The sequence below is a fragment of the Shewanella carassii genome (genome assembly GCF_019670705.1).
Taxonomy (GTDB): Bacteria; Pseudomonadota; Gammaproteobacteria; order Enterobacterales; family Shewanellaceae; genus Shewanella; species Shewanella carassii.
This window is the reverse complement of the sequence record NZ_AP024618.1, coordinates 3,785,520-3,803,508: the sequence shown is the minus strand read 5'-3', so window position 1 is coordinate 3,803,508 and position 17,989 is coordinate 3,785,520. Positions and strand designations below refer to the sequence as shown.

Genomic DNA, 17,989 nt, shown 5'->3' with positions numbered 1-17,989 from the left:
TCACCTCATAGCATAGGCTTCAGGAAGCGGGCGGTATGGGACTCTGGATGCTCGGCTACCTGCTCCGGGGTACCGGCCACCAAAATCGTACCGCCACCCGAGCCGCCTTCCGGCCCCAGATCCACTATCCAGTCGGCTGTCTTGATCACATCCAGATTGTGTTCAATCACCACTATGGTGTTGCCCTGGGACTTGAGTCTGTGCAGTACATCCAGCAGCAGCTGGATATCGGCAAAGTGCAGCCCTGTAGTGGGTTCATCCAGAATATAGAGGGTCTTACCGGTATCCCGCTTTGACAGCTCTTTAGCCAGTTTGACCCGCTGAGCCTCGCCGCCGGAAAGAGTCGTGGCGCTCTGGCCCAAACGTATATAAGACAGACCGACATCCATCAGGGTTTGTAGTTTACGGGCAATGGCCGGCACCGCATCGAAGAACACTCGGGCCTCCTCGACCGTCATCTGCAGCACTTCGTGAATGTTTTTGCCCTTGTACTTCACTTCCAGCGTTTCACGGTTGTAGCGCTTGCCCTTACAGACATCGCAAGGTACGTACACATCCGGCAGGAAGTGCATCTCTACTTTGATAAGGCCGTCACCCTGACAGGCCTCACAGCGGCCGCCCTTGACGTTGAAGGAGAAACGCCCCGGCTGATAGCCGCGGGTACGGGATTCCTGAGTCGCCGAAAACAGTTCGCGGATCGGGGTAAATATGCCGGTATAGGTGGCCGGGTTGGAGCGCGGCGTACGGCCTATGGGGCTCTGATCTATATCCACCACCTTATCGCACAGCTCCATGCCCTCGATACGCTCATAGGGCGCCGGCTCTTCGGCGGTGGCGCCGTTGAGCATGCGATGGGCAATCTTGAAGAAGGTGTCGTTGATCAGGGTGGACTTACCCGAGCCCGATACCCCGGTGACACAGGTCAGCAGCCCGACCGGGATCTCCAGATCTACCTGTTTGAGGTTGTTGCCGCTGGCACCGAATAGCTTGATCATCTTGTCGGGATCGCTGGGCACCCGACCTCCGGCCACGGTGATCTTTTTCTTGCCGGACATATATTGGCCGGTGACAGAGGCTTCACAGGCCATGATGGCGTTGATGTCACCGTCACAGATCACTTCACCGCCATGCACCCCGGCGCCGGGGCCGATATCGATAATATGATCCGCCATGCGGATGGCATCTTCATCGTGTTCGACCACTATCACTGTGTTGCCCAAGTCCCGCAGGTGAGTGAGGGTGTTGAGCAGGCGCTCGTTGTCGCGCTGATGCAAACCAATCGAAGGCTCATCGAGTACATACATCACCCCGACCAGACCGGCGCCGATTTGGCTGGCCAGGCGGATCCGCTGCGCCTCGCCACCAGAGAGGGTTTCTGCCGAACGAGATAAACTCAGGTAGTTGAGGCCGACATTGACTAAGAAACCCAGGCGATCGCCCACTTCTTTGAGGATCTTCTCGGCTATCTGCGCCTTTTGCCCCTCAAAGCTCAGGGTGGCGAAGTAGTCGCTGGCCTCACCAATGGACCAAGTGGTCAATTCCGGCAGGTTGATATTGCCGATAAACACGTTGCGGGCCTCTTCGCGCAGGCGCGAGCCGCCGCAGCTGGAACAGGCCTGATTGCTAATGTACTTGGCCAGCTCTTCACGCACCGAGTTGGACTCTGTCTCCCGGTAGCGTCTGTCCATGTTGTTGAGGATCCCCTCGAACGGATGGTTGCGAACCACCACATCGCCGCGATCATTGATATAACGGAAGGCGACATTCTCTTTGCCTGAGCCGTAGAGCACTATTTGCTTCACTTTGGCTGGGAGATCGCCAAAGGTGGTTTCCACATCGAAGCCGTAGTGCTCGGCCAGCGAGGTGAGCATCTGGAAATAGTAGAAGTTGCGTCTGTCCCAGCCGCGAATGGCACCGCCTGCCAGCGACAGCTCGTCGTTGGTGATCACCCGATCGGGATCGAAAAACTGCTGTACCCCGAGGCCGTCACAGGTCGGGCAGGCTCCGGCGGGGTTGTTGAAGGAAAACAGCCTGGGTTCCAACTCGGCCATGGAGTAACCACAGTGAGGGCAGGCGAAGTTGGCGGAGAACAGCAACTCTTCATTGCTGCCTTCCTCCATGCTGGCCACAGTGGCCACGCCGCCGGACAGCTCCAGTGCGGTTTCGAAAGATTCCGCCAGCCGCTGCTGCAGATCCTCGCGCACCTTGAAGCGGTCAACCACCACATCGATATTGTGTTTTACATGCAGATCCAGCGCCGGTGGATCGGAAAGATCGCACACCTCGCCATCGATCCGGGCGCGAATATAGCCCTGGGCCGCCAGGTTCTCCAGTAATTTGACATGCTCACCCTTGCGGCCCTGCACTACGGGGGCCAACAGCATCAGGCGCTCGCCTTCGGGGCGCTCCAGCACCTTGTCTACCATCTGGCTGACGGTTTGTGCCGCCAGCGGCTGGCCGTGAACCGGGCAGCGGGGTTCGCCCACGCGGGCAAACAGCAATCTGAGATAGTCGTAGATTTCGGTAATGGTTCCCACGGTAGAGCGCGGGTTGTGGGAAGTGGACTTCTGTTCAATCGAGATCGCCGGGCTCAGACCTTCGATATGATCCACATCCGGTTTTTCCATCAGACTCAAAAATTGACGGGCATAGGCCGACAGGGATTCCACATAGCGCCGCTGACCTTCGGCGTAGAGGGTATCGAAGGCGAGAGAAGATTTGCCCGAGCCAGATAAGCCTGTAATAACAATGAGTTTGTCTCGGGGAATGGTCAGATTGATGTTCTTGAGATTGTGGGTTCTGGCACCGCGAATGTCTATCTTGTCCATCACTCTCTACTTTGGCTAATCACTGGAGAAAAAGAGCACAAGTATCACATATTTTGCGCTGTGCCGATAGCGGCTGTGCATCCGTCCTACTGACACCATGCTGTCAGTAGTCCCCCCGGATTGCAGGCGGAGGAGGACTTGGTTTTTCTCTTTGAGCTGTTTAAAACCTTCGTGGTAACATGCGCTCCCTTAAAAAATTCTTAATCCAGGGCAAAACTATGGCCAACGGTGGACTTTCCGGCACAGAAAGAAAAGTCGCGTTCTCATTAGCCAGTGTATTTGGGCTGCGCATGATGGGCTTATTCATGATCATGCCTGTCTTTGCGCTCTATGGACAAGATCTCAAAGGCTTCTCACCTCTGTGGGTGGGGATTGCCATCGGCGCCTATGGTCTGACTCAAGCGATACTGCAGATCCCCATGGGGATACTGTCAGACAGAATTGGCCGCAAGCCGGTGATCCTCGGTGGTTTGTTGGTGTTTGCCCTCGGCAGCGTGTTGGCCGCCATGTCCGACAGCATCTACGGCGTTGTTGCCGGCCGTGCCTTGCAGGGAATGGGCGCCATCGCTGCCGCGGTACTGGCGTTGGCGGCGGATCTCACCCGGGATGCGCAACGCACCAAGGTGATGGCCATTATGGGGATGTGTATCGGCTTCTCCTTTGCCTTATCGCTGCTGGTGGGGCCTGTGGTGGCGCAGCATCTGGGGCTATCCGGTCTGTTTGCCCTGACTGCGGGTCTGGCGCTGCTGGGCATGTTGATAGTGCAGCTGTTGGTGCCTAACCCTGTTTCCCATGCGCCCAAGGGCGATACGCTGGCGGAGCCGGGCAAGCTGACCAATATGCTTAAAGATCCGCAGCTGTTTCGCCTCGATGCCGGTATTTTTATTTTGCATTTGGTGCTGACGGCGGTATTTGTGGCGCTGCCACTGGATTTGGTCGATGCGGGGCTTGCCAAAGAAAAGCACTGGATGCTGTACTTTCCGGCCTTTGTTGGCGCCTTCTTTCTGATGGTGCCGCTGATCATCATCGGGGTGAAGCGTAACAATACCAAGGGGATGTTTCAGTTTGCTTTGTTGATCATGCTGGCATCCTTGCTGGCGATGGCGCTGTTTTCCCATAGCCTTTGGGTATTGGCGTTGGCCATAGTGGCCTTCTTTACCGGCTTTAACTATTTGGAAGCCTCGCTGCCTAGCCTGATCGCCAAGTTTTGTCCCGTGGGAGCAAAAGGTTCTGCCATGGGGGTGTATTCGACCAGTCAGTTTCTCGGTGCCTTCTGTGGCGGTTTACTCGGTGGTGGCGCTTATCAAATCATGGGCGCCGCCGGGGTGTTTAGCGTGGCAGTGGTGCTGCTGATTATCTGGCTGGTATTGACCCTGGGAATGAAAAATCCTGTGCTGCTCAAGAGTTACACTCTGGAGGCCCAGGTGGACGGCCGAGAGCAGGCGCAGAAGATGGCCGCCGAGCTTTCTCAATTGCCGGGGGTTGCCGAAGCCATAGTGGTTTTGGAAGAAAGAGTCGCTTACCTCAAGGTGAACGATCAATTCGATTTAAGACAAGCCAGAGCTGTGTTAGGCTCTGTCAATTAAGCTAAGTTTAAGTGAAAATCGCAGGAGATTTCGATGGCCAGTCGTGGTGTTAATAAGGTAATTCTGGTGGGCAATCTGGGGCAGGACCCAGAGGTGCGCTACATGCCAAACGGCAACGCCGTAGCGAATATCACAGTGGCCACCAGTGAGTCATGGAAAGACCAGCAGGGCCAACAGCAAGAGCGTACCGAATGGCATCGGGTTGTCATGTTCGGCAAGCTGGCTGAAATTGCCGGTGAGTACCTGCGCAAAGGCTCGCAAGTGTATTTGGAAGGCAAGCTGCAGACGCGCAAGTGGAAAGATCAGAGCGGTCAGGACAAGTACACCACTGAAGTGGTTGTCGATATGGGCGGCACCATGCAGATGCTGGGTGGCCGTAACCAAAACCAAGGCGGTATGAGCCAAGGCGGCAATCAGGGCGGTATGAACCAAGGTGGTATGAACCAAAACCAAGGTGGTTACGGCGGTGGTCAGGCACAGTCTCAGTACAATGCGCCGCAGCAGTCTGGTGGCTATCAGCCCAAGCCTGCTCAACAACCGCAGCAGCCACAGCAGCAGTACAACGCTCCGCAGCAGCAAAGCTATGGTCAGCCGCAGAATTCAGGTTATGCGCCTAAGCCACAGCAGCCAGCGCCACAACAGGCTGCTCCACAGCAGCGTCCGGCACCACAGCCTCAACCACAACAGCAGAACTACACGCCGGATCTGGATGACGGCTGGGATGATGATATCCCGTTCTGAGGTATGCTGGAGATAGGCACTCGTGCTTGATACCCACAAAAGCCACTGCAATTGCAGTGGCTTTTTAGTTGGCGCCTATCGGGCGATAGGCGTTGCCATTTCTGCAAAAATTGTTTGAGGCTCGAAAGCGAGTTATCGCTTGTTTGGCAGGGTCTCTTCGGGGAGGCCTGGCGAGGAGGGGCTTGCGATAAAATATTTCTTTGGGAGTGTTTACCTTACCCAACAATGCTCATCCGATAGAGTCCTTAGAGCGTTTCCTTAGCAGAGGCCAGAGTCGTATATGTTAAAAGTGCTCATAAGACTGAGTGATTTTTAGATAAAACTGACAATCTTTACGTTTGTAAGCTCTTTGTGCCGGGAGACCAGGCATAGGGTAATAACGGCAGGTGGGTCAATTTGACTTGTTGGTGTTCATTCTGTATCTGGGGGGCTTTGTCGTGGCCAAGGTAAAAGTGTGATTAAATTAATGCATTGTTTTATATGACATATTTCCTGAGCCCACGTTGTATTCTGCTATTTTTGACTCACTTTTTTACCGGATTCTTCTCTTACTATCTCCCGATCTTGTCTTTGTTGACAGTAATTGCACTGCAATTTTTGCGGTTGGGACAAAATTTACCTATTCGTTTGGACAAAATGTCTTTGTGGGTAAATATTGTTCTATTTGGTGTTTTTATCTGTTTTTGGTGTTTTTGTTGGATTTTTATTCCTGATAACGTGTGTTTTATTGCGTGGAAAATCTATAGCCATTCCTTTGTGATCTCTATCTCGTGTCATTATTTGTTATCCTTTGTCTCTTTAGGGATAATCTTACTCGGAGTGTGGTCTTTGATTTTACTGCACTCGGTAGGTCGTAACTTAGGGTTGCGACCCCCATCAAAACTCATAACGACAAGAGTGTGAGGACGCTATGAACAGACGTCAGTTTTTCAAACTGTGCGCTGCCGGGGCGGCAACTTCAGCCATATCTGCGCTGGGGTTGTTGTCCGAGAAGGCTTATGCCGCAGTTCGGGAATTTAAACTACTCAGAGCCAAAGAGACCCGCAACAACTGCCCGTATTGCTCGGTGGGTTGTGGCCTGCTGATGTACAGCCAAGGCAGCGGTGGCAAAAACTCTGAGCATGCCATTTTTCATATTGAAGGTGATGCCGACCATCCGGTAAACCGCGGGGCACTCTGTCCTAAAGGCGCAGGCTTGGTGGACTATGTTAACAGTCCGCACCGTCTGCAGTACCCTGAGTATCGCGCTCCGGGTAGCAATGAATGGAAGCGCATCAGCTGGGGTGAAGCTTACAAGCGTATCGCCCGTTTGATGAAAGATGACCGTGATGCCAACCTGATTGAGAAAAACGCCGATGGCGTTACCGTCAACCGCTGGTTGACTACTGGGATGATGACCTCATCCGGTATGGCGAACGAGAGTGGTTTTGCTACTCAAAAGTTTGCTCGTTCTCTCGGCTTAGTTGCCATCGATACCATTGCACGTAACTGACACTCCCCAACGGTAGCAAGTCTTGCTCCAACATTTGGGCGCGGTGCCATGACCAACCATTGGATCGACATCAAGAACTCTAATGTAGTGATCATTATGGGCGGTAATGCTGCAGAAGCGCACCCTGTCGGTTTCGGCTGGGTCACGGAAGCTATGCAACATAACAATGCCAAATTGATCGTGGTTGACCCTCGTTTCAACCGCAGTGCAGCTTTGGCCGATCACTATGCTCCTATCCGCTCAGGCACAGACATTGCGTTCTTGCTGGGTGTGATCCGCTATCTGATCTCCACCAACCAGGTTAACTTCGACTATGTGAAGGCCTATACCAACGCCAGCTATCTGGTGCGGGAAGACTTCGAATTCCACGAAGGGCTGTTCTCAGGTTTCGATGAAGAGAAGGGCGACTACGATAAAGAATCCTGGTTCTATCAACTCGACGAAAATGGCTATGCCAAGGTAGATGAATCCCTTGAGCACCCACGTTGCGTATGGAACTTGCTGAAACAGCACGTCGAGCGTTACGACTTTGCCACCGTCAGCAATATTACAGGGACGCCGGTAGACGACTATCAGGTGGTTTGTGATGCCATTGGCAGCACTTACACCAAAGACAGGGCCGCAACCTTTATGTATGCCCTGGGCTGGACTCACCACAGTAAGGGTGCGCAGAACATTCGTACCATGGCCATGGTGCAGTTACTGCTGGGTAACATAGGCCAGTTGGGTGGTGGGGTTAACGCCTTGCGTGGTCACGCCAACGTTCAGGGGTCAACCGATATGGGTCTGCTGTGTCAGAGCCTGCCGGGTTACCTTAAGCTGCCCAATGATAAAGACGTCAATCTGCAGGCTTATTTGGAGCACTATACGCCTAAGCCGTTGCGTCCGGGTCAGACCAACTATTGGCAAAACTATCCCAAGTTCTTTATCTCGCAAATGAAGAGTTTCTGGGGCGAGCATGCTACCCCTGAAAACGACTTTGGTTATGACTGGTTGCCCAAGTGGGATCAGATGTATGACTTTGGCCGCTGTCTCGACATGATGTATCACGGTCAGATCAACGGTTGTATCGTACAAGGGGTTAACGCGATTAACTCCATGCCGAACCGCAACAAGAACCTCAAGGCACTGAGCAAGCTCAAGTACCTGGTCGTACTGGATAACTTGGCATCTGAAACCGCGACCTTCTGGCAAAATGAGCCGGATTACAACGAAGTCGATACCGCCAGTATCCAAACGGAAGTGTTCCGTCTGCCGACAACCTGTTTTGCCGAGGAAGAAGGTTCCATCGTCAACTCGGGTCGCTGGATGCAGTGGCACTACAAGGGCGCTAATGCCCCCGGTGAAGCCATGGCCGACTCTGAGATTGTGGCCGGTATTCTGCTGGAGCTGAAAAAGCTGTATCGCGAAGAGGGCGGTAAACTGCCTGAACCTGTGGAAGCCATCAAGTGGGACTATGCCGATCCGCATAACCCAAGTTCGGTGGAGATGACCAAAGAGTTGAACGGATACGATGTTCACACCGGCCGTCAACTGAGCAGCTTTACTGAACTCAAGGACGATGGCAGCACCGCCTGTGCCTGTTGGGTATATTCAGGTTCCTGGACCGAACAAGGCAACCAGATGGCGCGTCGTGACAACCACGATCCATCCGGCAAGGGGATTACCCCGGGATGGGCATTTGCTTGGCCTGCCAACCGCCGAGTGCTCTACAACCGCGCCTCTTGTGATGTCAACGGTAAGCCTTGGGATCCAAACCGCACCATAGTCGAGTGGAAAGATGGCAAGTGGGAAGGCATAGACGTGCCTGACTTCAACGCCAAGCTCAATCCACAGGACAGCGCGCACCCATTCATCATGCAGGCAGAAGGTGTGGGCCGTTTGTTCGCGCTGAAACTGCTGAAAGAAGGGCCGTTCCCTGAGCACTATGAGCCGGTGGAATCACCAATCGGGACCAACCCATTGCATCCTAAAGTGGTGCACAGCCCAGTGCTGCGTTGGTTTGAAGGTGTGAAAGAAACCATAGGCACCAAAGAGGAGTTCCCTTACGCCTGTACCACATACTCGCTCACTGAACACTTTAACTTCTGGACGACTCACTGCCGTTTGGCGGCGATCTCCATGCCAGAGACCTTTGTGGAAATGAACGAGCAGTTGGCAGCAGAAAAAGGCATCAAGAATGGTGATTTGGTGAAGGTGAGCTCCAAGCGTGGCCACATCTTTACCAAGGCTCTGGTGACCAAGCGTTTGCAGCCACTGCAAGTCAATGGTCAAACGGTACACACCCTGGGTATTCCACGTCACGGTAGTCATAACGCCCTCACTAAGAAGGCATATACCTGTAACGTGCTGACCACCGAGATGGGTGATGCCAACACGGGTGTTCCTGAGTACAAAGCGTTCCTGGTGAACGTTGAGAAGGCGGAGGTCTGATAATGGCAACACAAGATATTATTCGACGCTCAGGCACCTCAGCGGCAACGCCGGCATCGCAAACTCGGATTGGTGATATCAAGCAGGTAGCAAAACTGTTTGATGCGACCAAGTGTAACGGCTGTAAGGCCTGTCAGGTGGCGTGTTCCGAATGGAACGATCTGCGTGAAGAAGTGGGCAGTTTCGAGGGCAGTTATCAAAACCCGATGAAACTCTCCGGCCAGGTCTGGACTTTGATGGAGTACAACGAGGTGATGGACGAGCGCAACAAGTTGCGCTGGCAGTTCACTCACTCGGCTTGTATGCACTGCGCCGATCCCGCCTGTCTCAAGGCGTGTTCGACCGCAGGCGCCATTATACAGCACGCCAACGGGGTAGTGGATTTCGATTCAGACAAGTGTGTTGGTTGCGGTTACTGCGCCAGTGCCTGTCCGTTCGATATCCCCAAAATCGACCCCAAGGACAACAAGGCCTACAAGTGCACCATGTGTTCCGACCGTTTGGCGGTCGGGCTGGAGCCTTCCTGCGTCAAGACCTGTACCACAGGCGCACTGCGCTTCGGTACTCGTGAAGACATGTTGTTCTATGCCGACAAGCGGGTGGCCGAGCTCAAAGAGCGTGGCTTTGCCAAGGCCGGGTTGTACAACCCGGAAGGTGTGGGTGGCACAGCGATGATGATGATATTGCATGATGTCACTCAGCCTGAAAGCTACAACATGCCGGAAGATCCACAGATCCCACTGTCTGTCACTCTGTGGCAGGACTGGGTCAAGCCTTTGGGTACTGTGGGGATCCTGGCAACCGCCGCCGTGGCTTGTCTGCACAAGATCACCGTTGGCCGCAACATAGTCGAAGAGGATCAACCCGGTTATCAGCCGCCTGAAGAAGATCAGCAAGCGGCTCAGAAAGAGGAGGACGGCAAATGAGCAAGCATCACAAGCAAGAGATGATAGTGCGTCATAAGCTGTTCGACCGCATCTGTCACTGGTTCATTGTGGCGGCAGGTTTGGTCACCTTTCTGACCGGGTTTTCGTTCTTTTATCCTTCCTTCCAGTGGATGGGGGCTATTGCGGGCACGCCTCAATTGGCGCGCTTCGTTCACCCCATTGCCGGGTTGTTTATGTGTCTGCCGCTGATGTTGATGCTGGTGCGTTACTACCATCACAACAAGTGGGAGAAGAACGACCTGAAATGGATGCTGTCCATCAAGGATGTGATGTTTGAGAACGAGGACAAGATCCCGCCTATCGGCCATTACAACCCTGGGCAAAAGGTGCTGTTCCGTGCTTTCGTGGTGACCTCCATCGGACTGACGGTGACCGGTTTCATCATGTGGCAGCCCTATTTTGCACCTTACTTTTCAGCCACTACCATTGGCTGGGCGATTCTGGTGCACGCCGTCTGTGCCCTCATCATGCTGATTTTCGTGATGGTGCATTTCTGGATGGCGACCTGGGTAGAAGGTTCAGTTGCGGGCATGCTCTACGGCAAGGTCTCCAAGGCCTGGTGCCGTAAGCACCACCCCAGAATGCTGGAAGAAGATTCGGAAACGGAGAAACACTAAATGAGTCAAACAGCCGAGATACCCCTGGCCCCCGGTAGCGAATCGCCGCTGGAGCTCAAACCACTGAAAGCCGCCGATCCTGTCAGCGTTTATCTGCGCAGAGCCAAGCGTCTGGAGGTGTTGGCCAAGGACTCGCCGCTGGCTGATTACCTAGAGCTGTGTCGCCGTTTGGTCGCTGTTCAGGCCAAACTGGCGGCGGAGGAAGACTTCGGTCTTCCTCCCGCTTGGGACAAGTCCGAGGGCGAGCCCCTCGCAGACTTGGGACCCAGTGCCGACAGTTACTGGCAGGGCTTGCTGCAGCAATTGCTCAGTGAACTCCTGCCGCAGGTGGATGAGTCGGTCGCCCGGGTGCTGCGTCTCTTGATGCAACAGGCACCCGAGCAACTGAGTGCCTGGGGGCAGGCGCTGCGTCAGGGCAATCTGAGTGCAGTGCCCGCCAGGTTCAGTCTGTTTTTGTGGGCCGCCATGGGGCTTTATTGGTCTCATTGGGCGCCGGCAGTTATTCAGCGCATGGATCAGCGCCGGGTCAAACAACAGAGCCTGTGTCCGGTCTGTGGCAGTCATCCGGTTGCCAGCGTGATAGTCGATGAACCCAGAGCCGGTTTGCGTTATCTGCATTGCAGCCTGTGTGAGAGCGAGTGGCACTACATACGTGCCCACTGCACTTGCTGCGGGCATGACAAGGAGATGACCCTCTGGTCTCTGGACGACTATCAGGCCGATGTTCGCATCGAAAGCTGCGAGGCTTGTCATGGTTATACCAAGATGATGTTCCTCGAAAAGGCGCCGCTGATGGATGTGGCCGCCGATGATTTGGCGACCCTGATGCTCGACAGTCAGCTCAATGAGAAAGGCTATGGTGCCACCACAGTCAATCCCTTGTTGCTGGCTCACGAGACGGAAGACAGCGAGTAACTAGCTCATTAGTAACGAAAGCCGGGAGGGCTTAGGCCCTCCCTTTATTCAGTCAATGATGAAACAGATGATGACCCAAACTGCCGATACCCTCAAAGACCTCTATCGGGCTTTGCCTTCCATGGATAGCCTGTTGGCCGAGCCAGCACTGGCCCCGCTGCTGAGCCGCTTTGGCAAGGCCGCCGTCAAACAGGCGCTGGATGGACAACTTCGGCTGGCAAGAGCCGGGATAGGCCGTGAGCAACGCCTGCCCGACTGGTGTCACTCACACCAAGCCTTGTATGGCATTTTGGTTGATCAGCTGTCCAGCGATTATCGCCATAGTTTACGGCCGGTATGGAACCTCACCGGCACTCTGCTGCACACCAACCTGGGACGGGCGCAGCAGTCCGAGGCGGCCATAGAGGCCGTCACCTCTGTGATGCGTTACCCAACCCCACTGGAATTTGAGTTGCAGGCCGGCAAGCGCGGCCATAGAGACAATGCCGTCAGCTCGCTCATTCACCGCCTCACCGGCGCCGATGCCTGCTGTGTGGTTAATAACAATGCCGCCGCTGTGCTGTTGATGCTGTCGGCGGTGGCGGCCGGTAAAGAGGTGATAGTTTCCCGCGGTGAGTTGGTGGAGATAGGCGGCGCCTTCCGGATCCCCGACATCATGCGTCAGGCCGGAGTGACGTTAGTGGAAGTGGGCAGCACCAACCGAACCCATCTCCGGGATTACGAACAGGCGATAACCGAAAACACCGCCGCCATTATGAAGGTGCACACCAGTAACTACCATATTCAGGGCTTTACCGCCTCGGTGGAAGAGTCGCGGCTGGCGACCCTGTGCCGCGAGCATGATATTTCGCTGATCTCGGATCTCGGCAGTGGCTCGCTCACCGACTTGCGCCGCTTCGGGCTCAAGCAGGAACCCACTCCCCAGGCGATGCTGGCCGATGGCGTCGATTTGGTAAGCTTCTCCGGCGACAAGCTGCTCGGTGGCCCTCAGTCCGGGCTGATTGTCGGCAAACAGTCGCTTATCAACAAGTTGCAAAGCCATCCGCTCAAGCGGGCGCTGCGCTGCGACAAGCTGATTCTGGCGGCGCTGGAAGCCACATTGATCCATTATCTCAACCCGGAAACCCTGGATAGCGAACTGCCTATGATGGCCAAGTTCGGCCGCAGCCAGCAGCAACTCAAACTGCTAGGCAGCCGTTTGCACCAGGCGTTGCAGCCCCTGTTTGCCCCCGGCTATCAACTGGAGCTGGTGGAGTGCCGCACCCAGGTGGGCAGTGGCTCACAGCCGGATACCTTCCTGCCTTCGGTGGCGCTGGCGTTTAGCGCCAATCCGGGGGCTAGCCTGATTGAGCTTGAGCAACACTTCAAGCAGGCCGAGCGGCCGGTGATCGGCCGGATCAGCAATGAGCAACTGCTGCTGGATCTGCGCGGGGTCGACGATGAAGCCGAGCTGCTGGCTGAGCTGAGCACCCTGGGGGTGTCGCTGTGATCCTGGTAACCGCCGGCCATGTAGACCATGGCAAGACCAGTCTGATCCGCGCCCTGACCGGGCAAAATACCGACAGATTGCCGGAAGAGAAACGCCGCGGTATGACCATAGATCTGGGTTATGCCTTTATGCCGTTTGCCGACGGCCAGCGACTGGCCTTTATCGATGTGCCGGGTCATGAAAAGTTTATCAACAACATGTTGGTGGGCGTCAGTCATGCCAGACACGCGCTCTTGGTGCTGGCCTGTGATGACGGCGTGATGCCGCAGACCCGTGAACACCTGCAGATTTTAGCTATGTTGCCGCTTAAGAGCCTGACACTGGTGCTCACCAAGAGTGACCTGGTGGAGCGGGCCCGCATCGATGAAGTGGCTGCAGAGAGTGAGGCGCTGCTTCGTGAGTTTGCCCTCAAGGCCTCCGGCGTCTTTAGCGTTTCGGCCAGTAATGGCCAGGGGATCGACTCGCTCAGAGAGCATATTCTGGCGCTGGCATCGAGCGAGCTGCAGCTTGAGAAGGCTTGTATTGCAGCAGACGCGCAGCAGGCCTTTCGCATGCCCCTAGATCGCGCCTTCAGCGTCAAGGGCGCCGGTTGGGTGGTCACGGGCACAGTGATCAGTGGCAGTGTCAAGGTCGGTGACAGCCTTTTCAGCTCGGGTCAGAAAGACAAGCTGAGGATCCGCGGCATTCACTGCCAGGGGCAGGAGTCGCAGACGGCGCTACCGGGCACCCGGGTCGCCCTCAATCTCAGTGGTGTCGATAACCACAGGGCGCCGCAGCGCGGCGATTGGCTCAGCAGCTTGCCACAGCCGGATGCCTGTGGCCGCCCAGTAGTGCAGATCCGTGCCTTTGAACCTGTGACTCACTGGCAGAGCGTACATTGCCACCACGGCGCCGAGCATACCCTGGGACGCATATCCCAGTTGACCGAGGCCGATGAGCGCGGCTACTGCCTGGCTGAATTGGTGCTGGATAAGCCGCTGATATTGTGTCAAGACGACCCCATAGTGCTGCGTCATGCCAGTGGTAAGCATACCCTGGGTGCCGGCAGAGTACTCGCACTCACAGTGCCCAATCGCAAGAAACGCACCGACGAGCGGCTCGCTTTTCTTGGCCGTCTCGCCGATGCCAAAACACCGGCTGCCGCACTGGCCCACTTAGGTAAACAGCAGGCCTTGGCCGTGGCTGATTTGGCCTGGCGCTGGCAGTTGACCGAGGCCGGTTTGAGTCGGGTCATCGAAGAATCCGGACTCAGCCGTCACGGCGGTTTCCTGTTGGCTCCCGAACTGCTCGAGGCCGAGCAGCAGCACTATTTGTCGTTGCTTGAGCAATACCATCAGCAACACCCGGATCAGTTGGGGTTAGGGCGCAACCGCCTGCTGCGTATGAGCCACAGCAAGTTACCCTTGCCACTGGCCGTTTTGATCCTGGAGCGCCTCTGTCGCGATCGCCGCATGGTGCTGCGCGGCGCCTTGTTGCAGTTGCCGCAGCACAGAATGACTTTGGATCCCCAAGCCGAAGCCTGTTGGCAGCGTTTATCCCCCTGGCTGGAGCAGCAGGATACCCCTGTGTGGGTGACTGAGATGGCCGAATACCTTGAGCTGGAACCGGGTGAGCTGCGGCCGTTGTGTTTCCAGTTGGTGCAGCAGGGGTTTATCACCGCAGTGGTGAAAGACAGATATCTGCTCAGCAGTAAGCTGTGCCACTACGCCGATCTTATTCGTGGTCATTTAGACCAAAAGGGACAGCTGGAAACTGCCGAGTTCAAGACGATGATAGGTCTTGGCCGCAAGGTGAGTATTCAACTGTTGGAATTCTTCGATCGCAGCGGTTTTACCCGCAGGAAGTATCGCAGTAACAGTCGGGAGATCCGGGACGCTGAACTTTTCTGGTCCCATGAAGGTTGGCGGAAGAACATAGGAGTCGAACCTACCCGGGACTGCTGGCAGCCCCACCCGGATTTGAAGTCCGGACGCCTCACCGGAGACGACGTTCTTCCATCGAAAGACAGGGAGATAATAGAAAATGAATTCAGTTGAATCAACCCTGTTTTTATTTACTTTATGAGTTTGTGATATAGCTCTTGTTTTATTTTAAAGACTGTACTTTTTTATTATTTAGATAGGTTCAGAGGGTACTTATGTATTATTATTCGCATGACGTTGTCACCGAGAAACAAGTCACCCTTATGGAGCAAGGGCAGACTTCGGAATTAACTGATTACTTAGCGAACGAAGTAAGAATCGCCTTGGTCTATAATGGCATTGCCCATACGGTAATGTTGGCCAGTCCACAAGATCTCGAAGCCTTTGCCATCGGCTTTACTTTGTCGGAACGTATAGTCAGAAACATAAATGAAATCAAGGGTGTTGAACTGGAATATACCGAGGAAGGTGTGCTGGTTCAGATTGAGATAACCCAAAGATGTTTTATGGAATTAAAGCAACAAAGACGCAATATGGCCGGTAGAACCGGTTGTGGGCTTTGCGGTGTTGCCCAACTTGAAGAAGCGGTTAAACCTGTTATTCGAGTTGATGATGGTGCCGAGTTTAATATCAATAATTTAAAGGTTGCCTTGAATTTTGTTAAGGACAATCAACAGCATTTTAAATTAACCGGTGCCACCCATGCTGCCATGGGTTTAAATAATGATGGGCATATTATTGATGCCTATGAAGATATTGGAAGACATATAGCACTGGATAAGTTAATCGGTGCCTTTTCTCAGAAACATGCCGAGCGGCCAATCGCGGTTTTATTGACCAGTAGAGCCAGTTTCGAGATGGTACAAAAGGCTGCCAGTGCCAATATTCAGATTCTTTTTGCCATGTCCGCCGTGACCTCACTGGCGTTGGAGCTGGCAGAGAAGAGCAACATCACGCTGGTGGGCTTTTGCCGCAACGGTCGTGCGACGCTCTACACCCATGGTCACAGACTGACGGGACTGAGCCGCGCGGGTCTGGCTAAAGCCATTTAGGGAAGTTAATAAAGGGTCTTTCGCTGACTCGCACTCCCCTTGGCGCAGCGTCTACTGTCTGCTCATCATCGTTGCTAAACACTATTCCTGACCGGTCGGAACTCAGTTTCGGCCGGTCTTTAGTGCTTTGATGATGGCAGACCGGCGGTCGTTTGCAGCATTTCAGTGGTTTTATCGCCGTAAAGGCATACATAAGATGCGACAGGTCAGTTGCTGTGGGCTGCCTGTTCGCACTTGCAATGGTTGACGGACACGCCCGTGTCCGTTTTGACAAGGTCTCGTTCATTAGGGTAATGACATGACATGGCAACAATTTAAACAACAATATCTGGTCCGTTTCTGGGCCCCCATGCCGGCAGTGATCGCCGCCGGTATTCTCTCCACTTACTATTTTGGTCTGACCGGCACCTTCTGGGCCGTGACCGGCGAGTTCACCCGCTGGGGTGGCCATTTACTGCAAATGCTCGGTGCCGAGCCGGAAACTTGGGGTTACTTCAAGGTGATAGGTCTGGCCGGTACGCCGCTGGATCGCATCGATGGCATGATGATTATCGGCATGTTCGGTGGCTGTATCGCCGCGGCGCTATGGGCCAATAACGTCAAGCTCAGAATGCCGCAGAGCCGGGTGCGTATCATGCAGGCCCTGGTTGGCGGTATCATCGCCGGCTTCGGTGCCCGCTTGGCCATGGGTTGTAACCTGGCGGCCTTCTTTACCGGGATCCCACAGTTCTCGCTGCATGCCTGGTTCTTCGCGCTGGCCACGGCAGCGGGCTCCTACTTTGGTGCCAGGTTCACCTTGCTGCCGATGTTTCGCATCCCGGTGGCGCTGAAGAAGGTCACCAAGGCTAGTTCGGTCAAGCAGGACGAAAACCAGGCCAGACGACGCTTTCGGATCGGCATGCTGGTGTTTATCGGCATAGTCGGTTGGGGACTCCTGACCCTGTTCAATGCGCCCAAGCTAGGTATTGCCATGCTCTTCGGGGTCGGTTTCGGGCTGTTGATTGAGCGGGCACAGATCTGTTTTACCTCGGCATTTCGCGACATGTGGATCACCGGCCGTACCCATATGGCCAAGGCGATCATCATAGGTATGGCGGTCAGCGCCATCGGGATTTACAGCTATGTGCAATTAGGGGTTTCACCCAAGATCATGTGGGCCGGTCCCAATGCGGTTATCGGTGGCTTGCTGTTTGGTTTCGGCATAGTGCTGGCCGGTGGCTGTGAAACCGGTTGGATGTACCGCGCCGTGGAAGGGCAGGTACACTTCTGGTGGGTTGGCCTGGGCAACGTTATCGGCTCCACTATTCTGGCCTACTACTGGGACGACTTGGCCGAACCACTGGCCACCAGTTGGGACAAGGTCAACCTGCTTGCCAGCTTGGGGGACAAGGGTGGCTTGTTGGCCACCTATCTGATGTTGGGGCTGGCGTTTGTCGCCATGCTCGCCTGGGAAAAACAATTCTTTGCCCGTAAAGCCAAACGGGATGCTCAACTGACTGCGGAGGCCGCGTAATGAGCCAATATACTCCTGATTATCAATTAGATATGGTTGGTGAACCCTGTCCATATCCCGCCGTTGCCACTCTGGAGGCCATGCCCCAGCTCAAGCCCGGCGAAATTCTGGAAGTGATCAGCGACTGCCCACAGTCGATCAACAATATTCCACTGGATGCCAAGAACCACGGCTACAAGGTGCTGGAGATAGAGCAGAACGGCCCGACGATCCGTTATCTGATCCAGCGCTGAATTAACATTAATTCCCGCTGGTTCAATCGTTTAAAGACGCTGCTTTTGCAGCGTTTTTTTATGCGAGTTTCACGGATGGTTGCTGTGAGAGTTTGTCATTTGGGCATCAGAGCGGTATGACTATTGCGACAGCGAAAAGCGGTGAGCCAATGGCCGCCATGATTCGATGCCAGATTTGCACTGTACCGAGTTAAAGGCAAATATAAGCTGTGGTTTGGCTC

The 17,989-nt window shown here is 54.7% G+C and carries 11 protein-coding genes, 1 tRNA gene and 1 pseudogene; 11 read left to right on the top strand and 2 right to left on the bottom strand.

What is annotated here, in order from left to right; all coding sequences use genetic code 11:
• Window positions 1-5 precede the first annotated feature (5 nt).
• A complete protein-coding gene (gene uvrA / locus K5621_RS17075; RefSeq protein WP_221049863.1) occupies window positions 6-2,828 on the bottom strand; it encodes an excinuclease ABC subunit UvrA in 2,823 nt (940 codons plus the stop codon).
• 218 nt (window positions 2,829-3,046) lie between these two features.
• Here uvrA and K5621_RS17070 point away from each other — a divergent pair, with 218 nt between their 5' ends.
• From K5621_RS17070 to selB, 8 genes and pseudogenes are all read left to right on the top strand, one after another.
• On the top strand, window positions 3,047-4,414 hold the full coding sequence (locus K5621_RS17070) for an MFS transporter (RefSeq protein ID WP_221049862.1): 1,368 nt from the start codon (window positions 3,047-3,049) through the stop codon (window positions 4,412-4,414).
• Between the two features lie 33 nt (window positions 4,415-4,447).
• On the top strand, window positions 4,448-5,155 hold the full coding sequence (ssb, locus tag K5621_RS17065; protein WP_221049861.1) for a single-stranded DNA-binding protein: 708 nt from the start codon (window positions 4,448-4,450) through the stop codon (window positions 5,153-5,155).
• Between the two features lie 910 nt (window positions 5,156-6,065).
• On the top strand, window positions 6,066-9,080 hold the full coding sequence (fdnG, locus tag K5621_RS17060) for a formate dehydrogenase-N subunit alpha (RefSeq protein ID WP_157929098.1): 3,015 nt from the start codon (window positions 6,066-6,068) through the stop codon (window positions 9,078-9,080).
• 2 nt (window positions 9,081-9,082) lie between these two features.
• Window positions 9,083-10,006, top strand: coding sequence for a formate dehydrogenase subunit beta (gene fdxH / locus K5621_RS17055; protein ID WP_039033520.1), 924 nt, complete (start codon window positions 9,083-9,085; stop codon window positions 10,004-10,006).
• The gene (locus K5621_RS17050) at window positions 10,003-10,644 is read left to right on the top strand and encodes a formate dehydrogenase subunit gamma (RefSeq protein ID WP_221049860.1); all 642 of its coding nucleotides are present in this window, start codon (window positions 10,003-10,005) and stop codon (window positions 10,642-10,644) included. Before fdxH ends, K5621_RS17050 begins: the two co-directional genes overlap by 4 nt.
• Complete coding sequence (gene fdhE, locus K5621_RS17045) at window positions 10,645-11,559, top strand: formate dehydrogenase accessory protein FdhE (RefSeq protein WP_100144673.1); 915 nt, start codon at window positions 10,645-10,647, stop codon at window positions 11,557-11,559.
• A gap of 67 nt (window positions 11,560-11,626) precedes the next feature.
• Complete coding sequence (gene selA, locus K5621_RS17040) at window positions 11,627-13,048, top strand: L-seryl-tRNA(Sec) selenium transferase (protein WP_100144939.1); 1,422 nt, start codon at window positions 11,627-11,629, stop codon at window positions 13,046-13,048.
• Window positions 13,045-14,880, top strand: a pseudogene (gene selB / locus K5621_RS20165) (selenocysteine-specific translation elongation factor); the annotation flags it as partial. The gene selA and the pseudogene selB, both read left to right, overlap by 4 nt.
• A 69-nt stretch (window positions 14,881-14,949) precedes the next feature.
• Here selB and K5621_RS17030 read toward each other — a convergent pair.
• Window positions 14,950-15,044 (bottom strand) — tRNA-Sec (locus K5621_RS17030).
• 141 nt (window positions 15,045-15,185) lie between these two features.
• Here K5621_RS17030 and fdhD point away from each other — a divergent pair.
• The 3 genes from fdhD (at window position 15,186) to yedF (ending at window position 17,768) form a co-directional block, all read left to right on the top strand.
• Window positions 15,186-16,022, top strand: a complete 837-nt coding sequence (gene fdhD / locus K5621_RS17025; RefSeq protein WP_100144677.1) for a formate dehydrogenase accessory sulfurtransferase FdhD — start codon at window positions 15,186-15,188, stop codon at window positions 16,020-16,022.
• A gap of 298 nt (window positions 16,023-16,320) precedes the next feature.
• Window positions 16,321-17,535: a selenium metabolism membrane protein YedE/FdhT gene (gene yedE, locus K5621_RS17020; protein WP_221049859.1), complete on the top strand. Its 1,215-nt coding sequence runs from the start codon at window positions 16,321-16,323 to the stop codon at window positions 17,533-17,535.
• Window positions 17,535-17,768, top strand: a complete 234-nt coding sequence (gene yedF, locus K5621_RS17015) for a sulfurtransferase-like selenium metabolism protein YedF (RefSeq protein WP_025010175.1) — start codon at window positions 17,535-17,537, stop codon at window positions 17,766-17,768. The genes yedE and yedF overlap by 1 nt, the downstream gene beginning before the upstream one ends.
• The last annotated feature ends 221 nt before the right edge of the window (window positions 17,769-17,989 follow it).

Excerpts from the sequence above, each read along its gene's own strand:
- selA (WP_100144939.1), top strand. The coding sequence starts at position 11,627 with ATGATGACCCAAACTGCCGATACCCTCAAAGACCTCTATCGGGCTTTG.
- K5621_RS17050 (WP_221049860.1), top strand. The coding sequence starts at position 10,003 with ATGAGCAAGCATCACAAGCAAGAGATGATAGTGCGTCATAAGCTGTTC.
- fdhD (WP_100144677.1), top strand. The coding sequence starts at position 15,186 with ATGTATTATTATTCGCATGACGTTGTCACCGAGAAACAAGTCACCCTT.
- ssb (WP_221049861.1), top strand. The coding sequence starts at position 4,448 with ATGGCCAGTCGTGGTGTTAATAAGGTAATTCTGGTGGGCAATCTGGGG.
- yedF (WP_025010175.1), top strand. The coding sequence starts at position 17,535 with ATGAGCCAATATACTCCTGATTATCAATTAGATATGGTTGGTGAACCC.
- fdhE (WP_100144673.1), top strand. The coding sequence starts at position 10,645 with ATGAGTCAAACAGCCGAGATACCCCTGGCCCCCGGTAGCGAATCGCCG.
- fdxH (WP_039033520.1), top strand. The coding sequence starts at position 9,083 with ATGGCAACACAAGATATTATTCGACGCTCAGGCACCTCAGCGGCAACG.
- yedE (WP_221049859.1), top strand. The coding sequence starts at position 16,321 with ATGACATGGCAACAATTTAAACAACAATATCTGGTCCGTTTCTGGGCC.
- K5621_RS17070 (WP_221049862.1), top strand. The coding sequence starts at position 3,047 with ATGGCCAACGGTGGACTTTCCGGCACAGAAAGAAAAGTCGCGTTCTCA.
- uvrA (WP_221049863.1), bottom strand. The coding sequence starts at position 2,828 with ATGGACAAGATAGACATTCGCGGTGCCAGAACCCACAATCTCAAGAAC.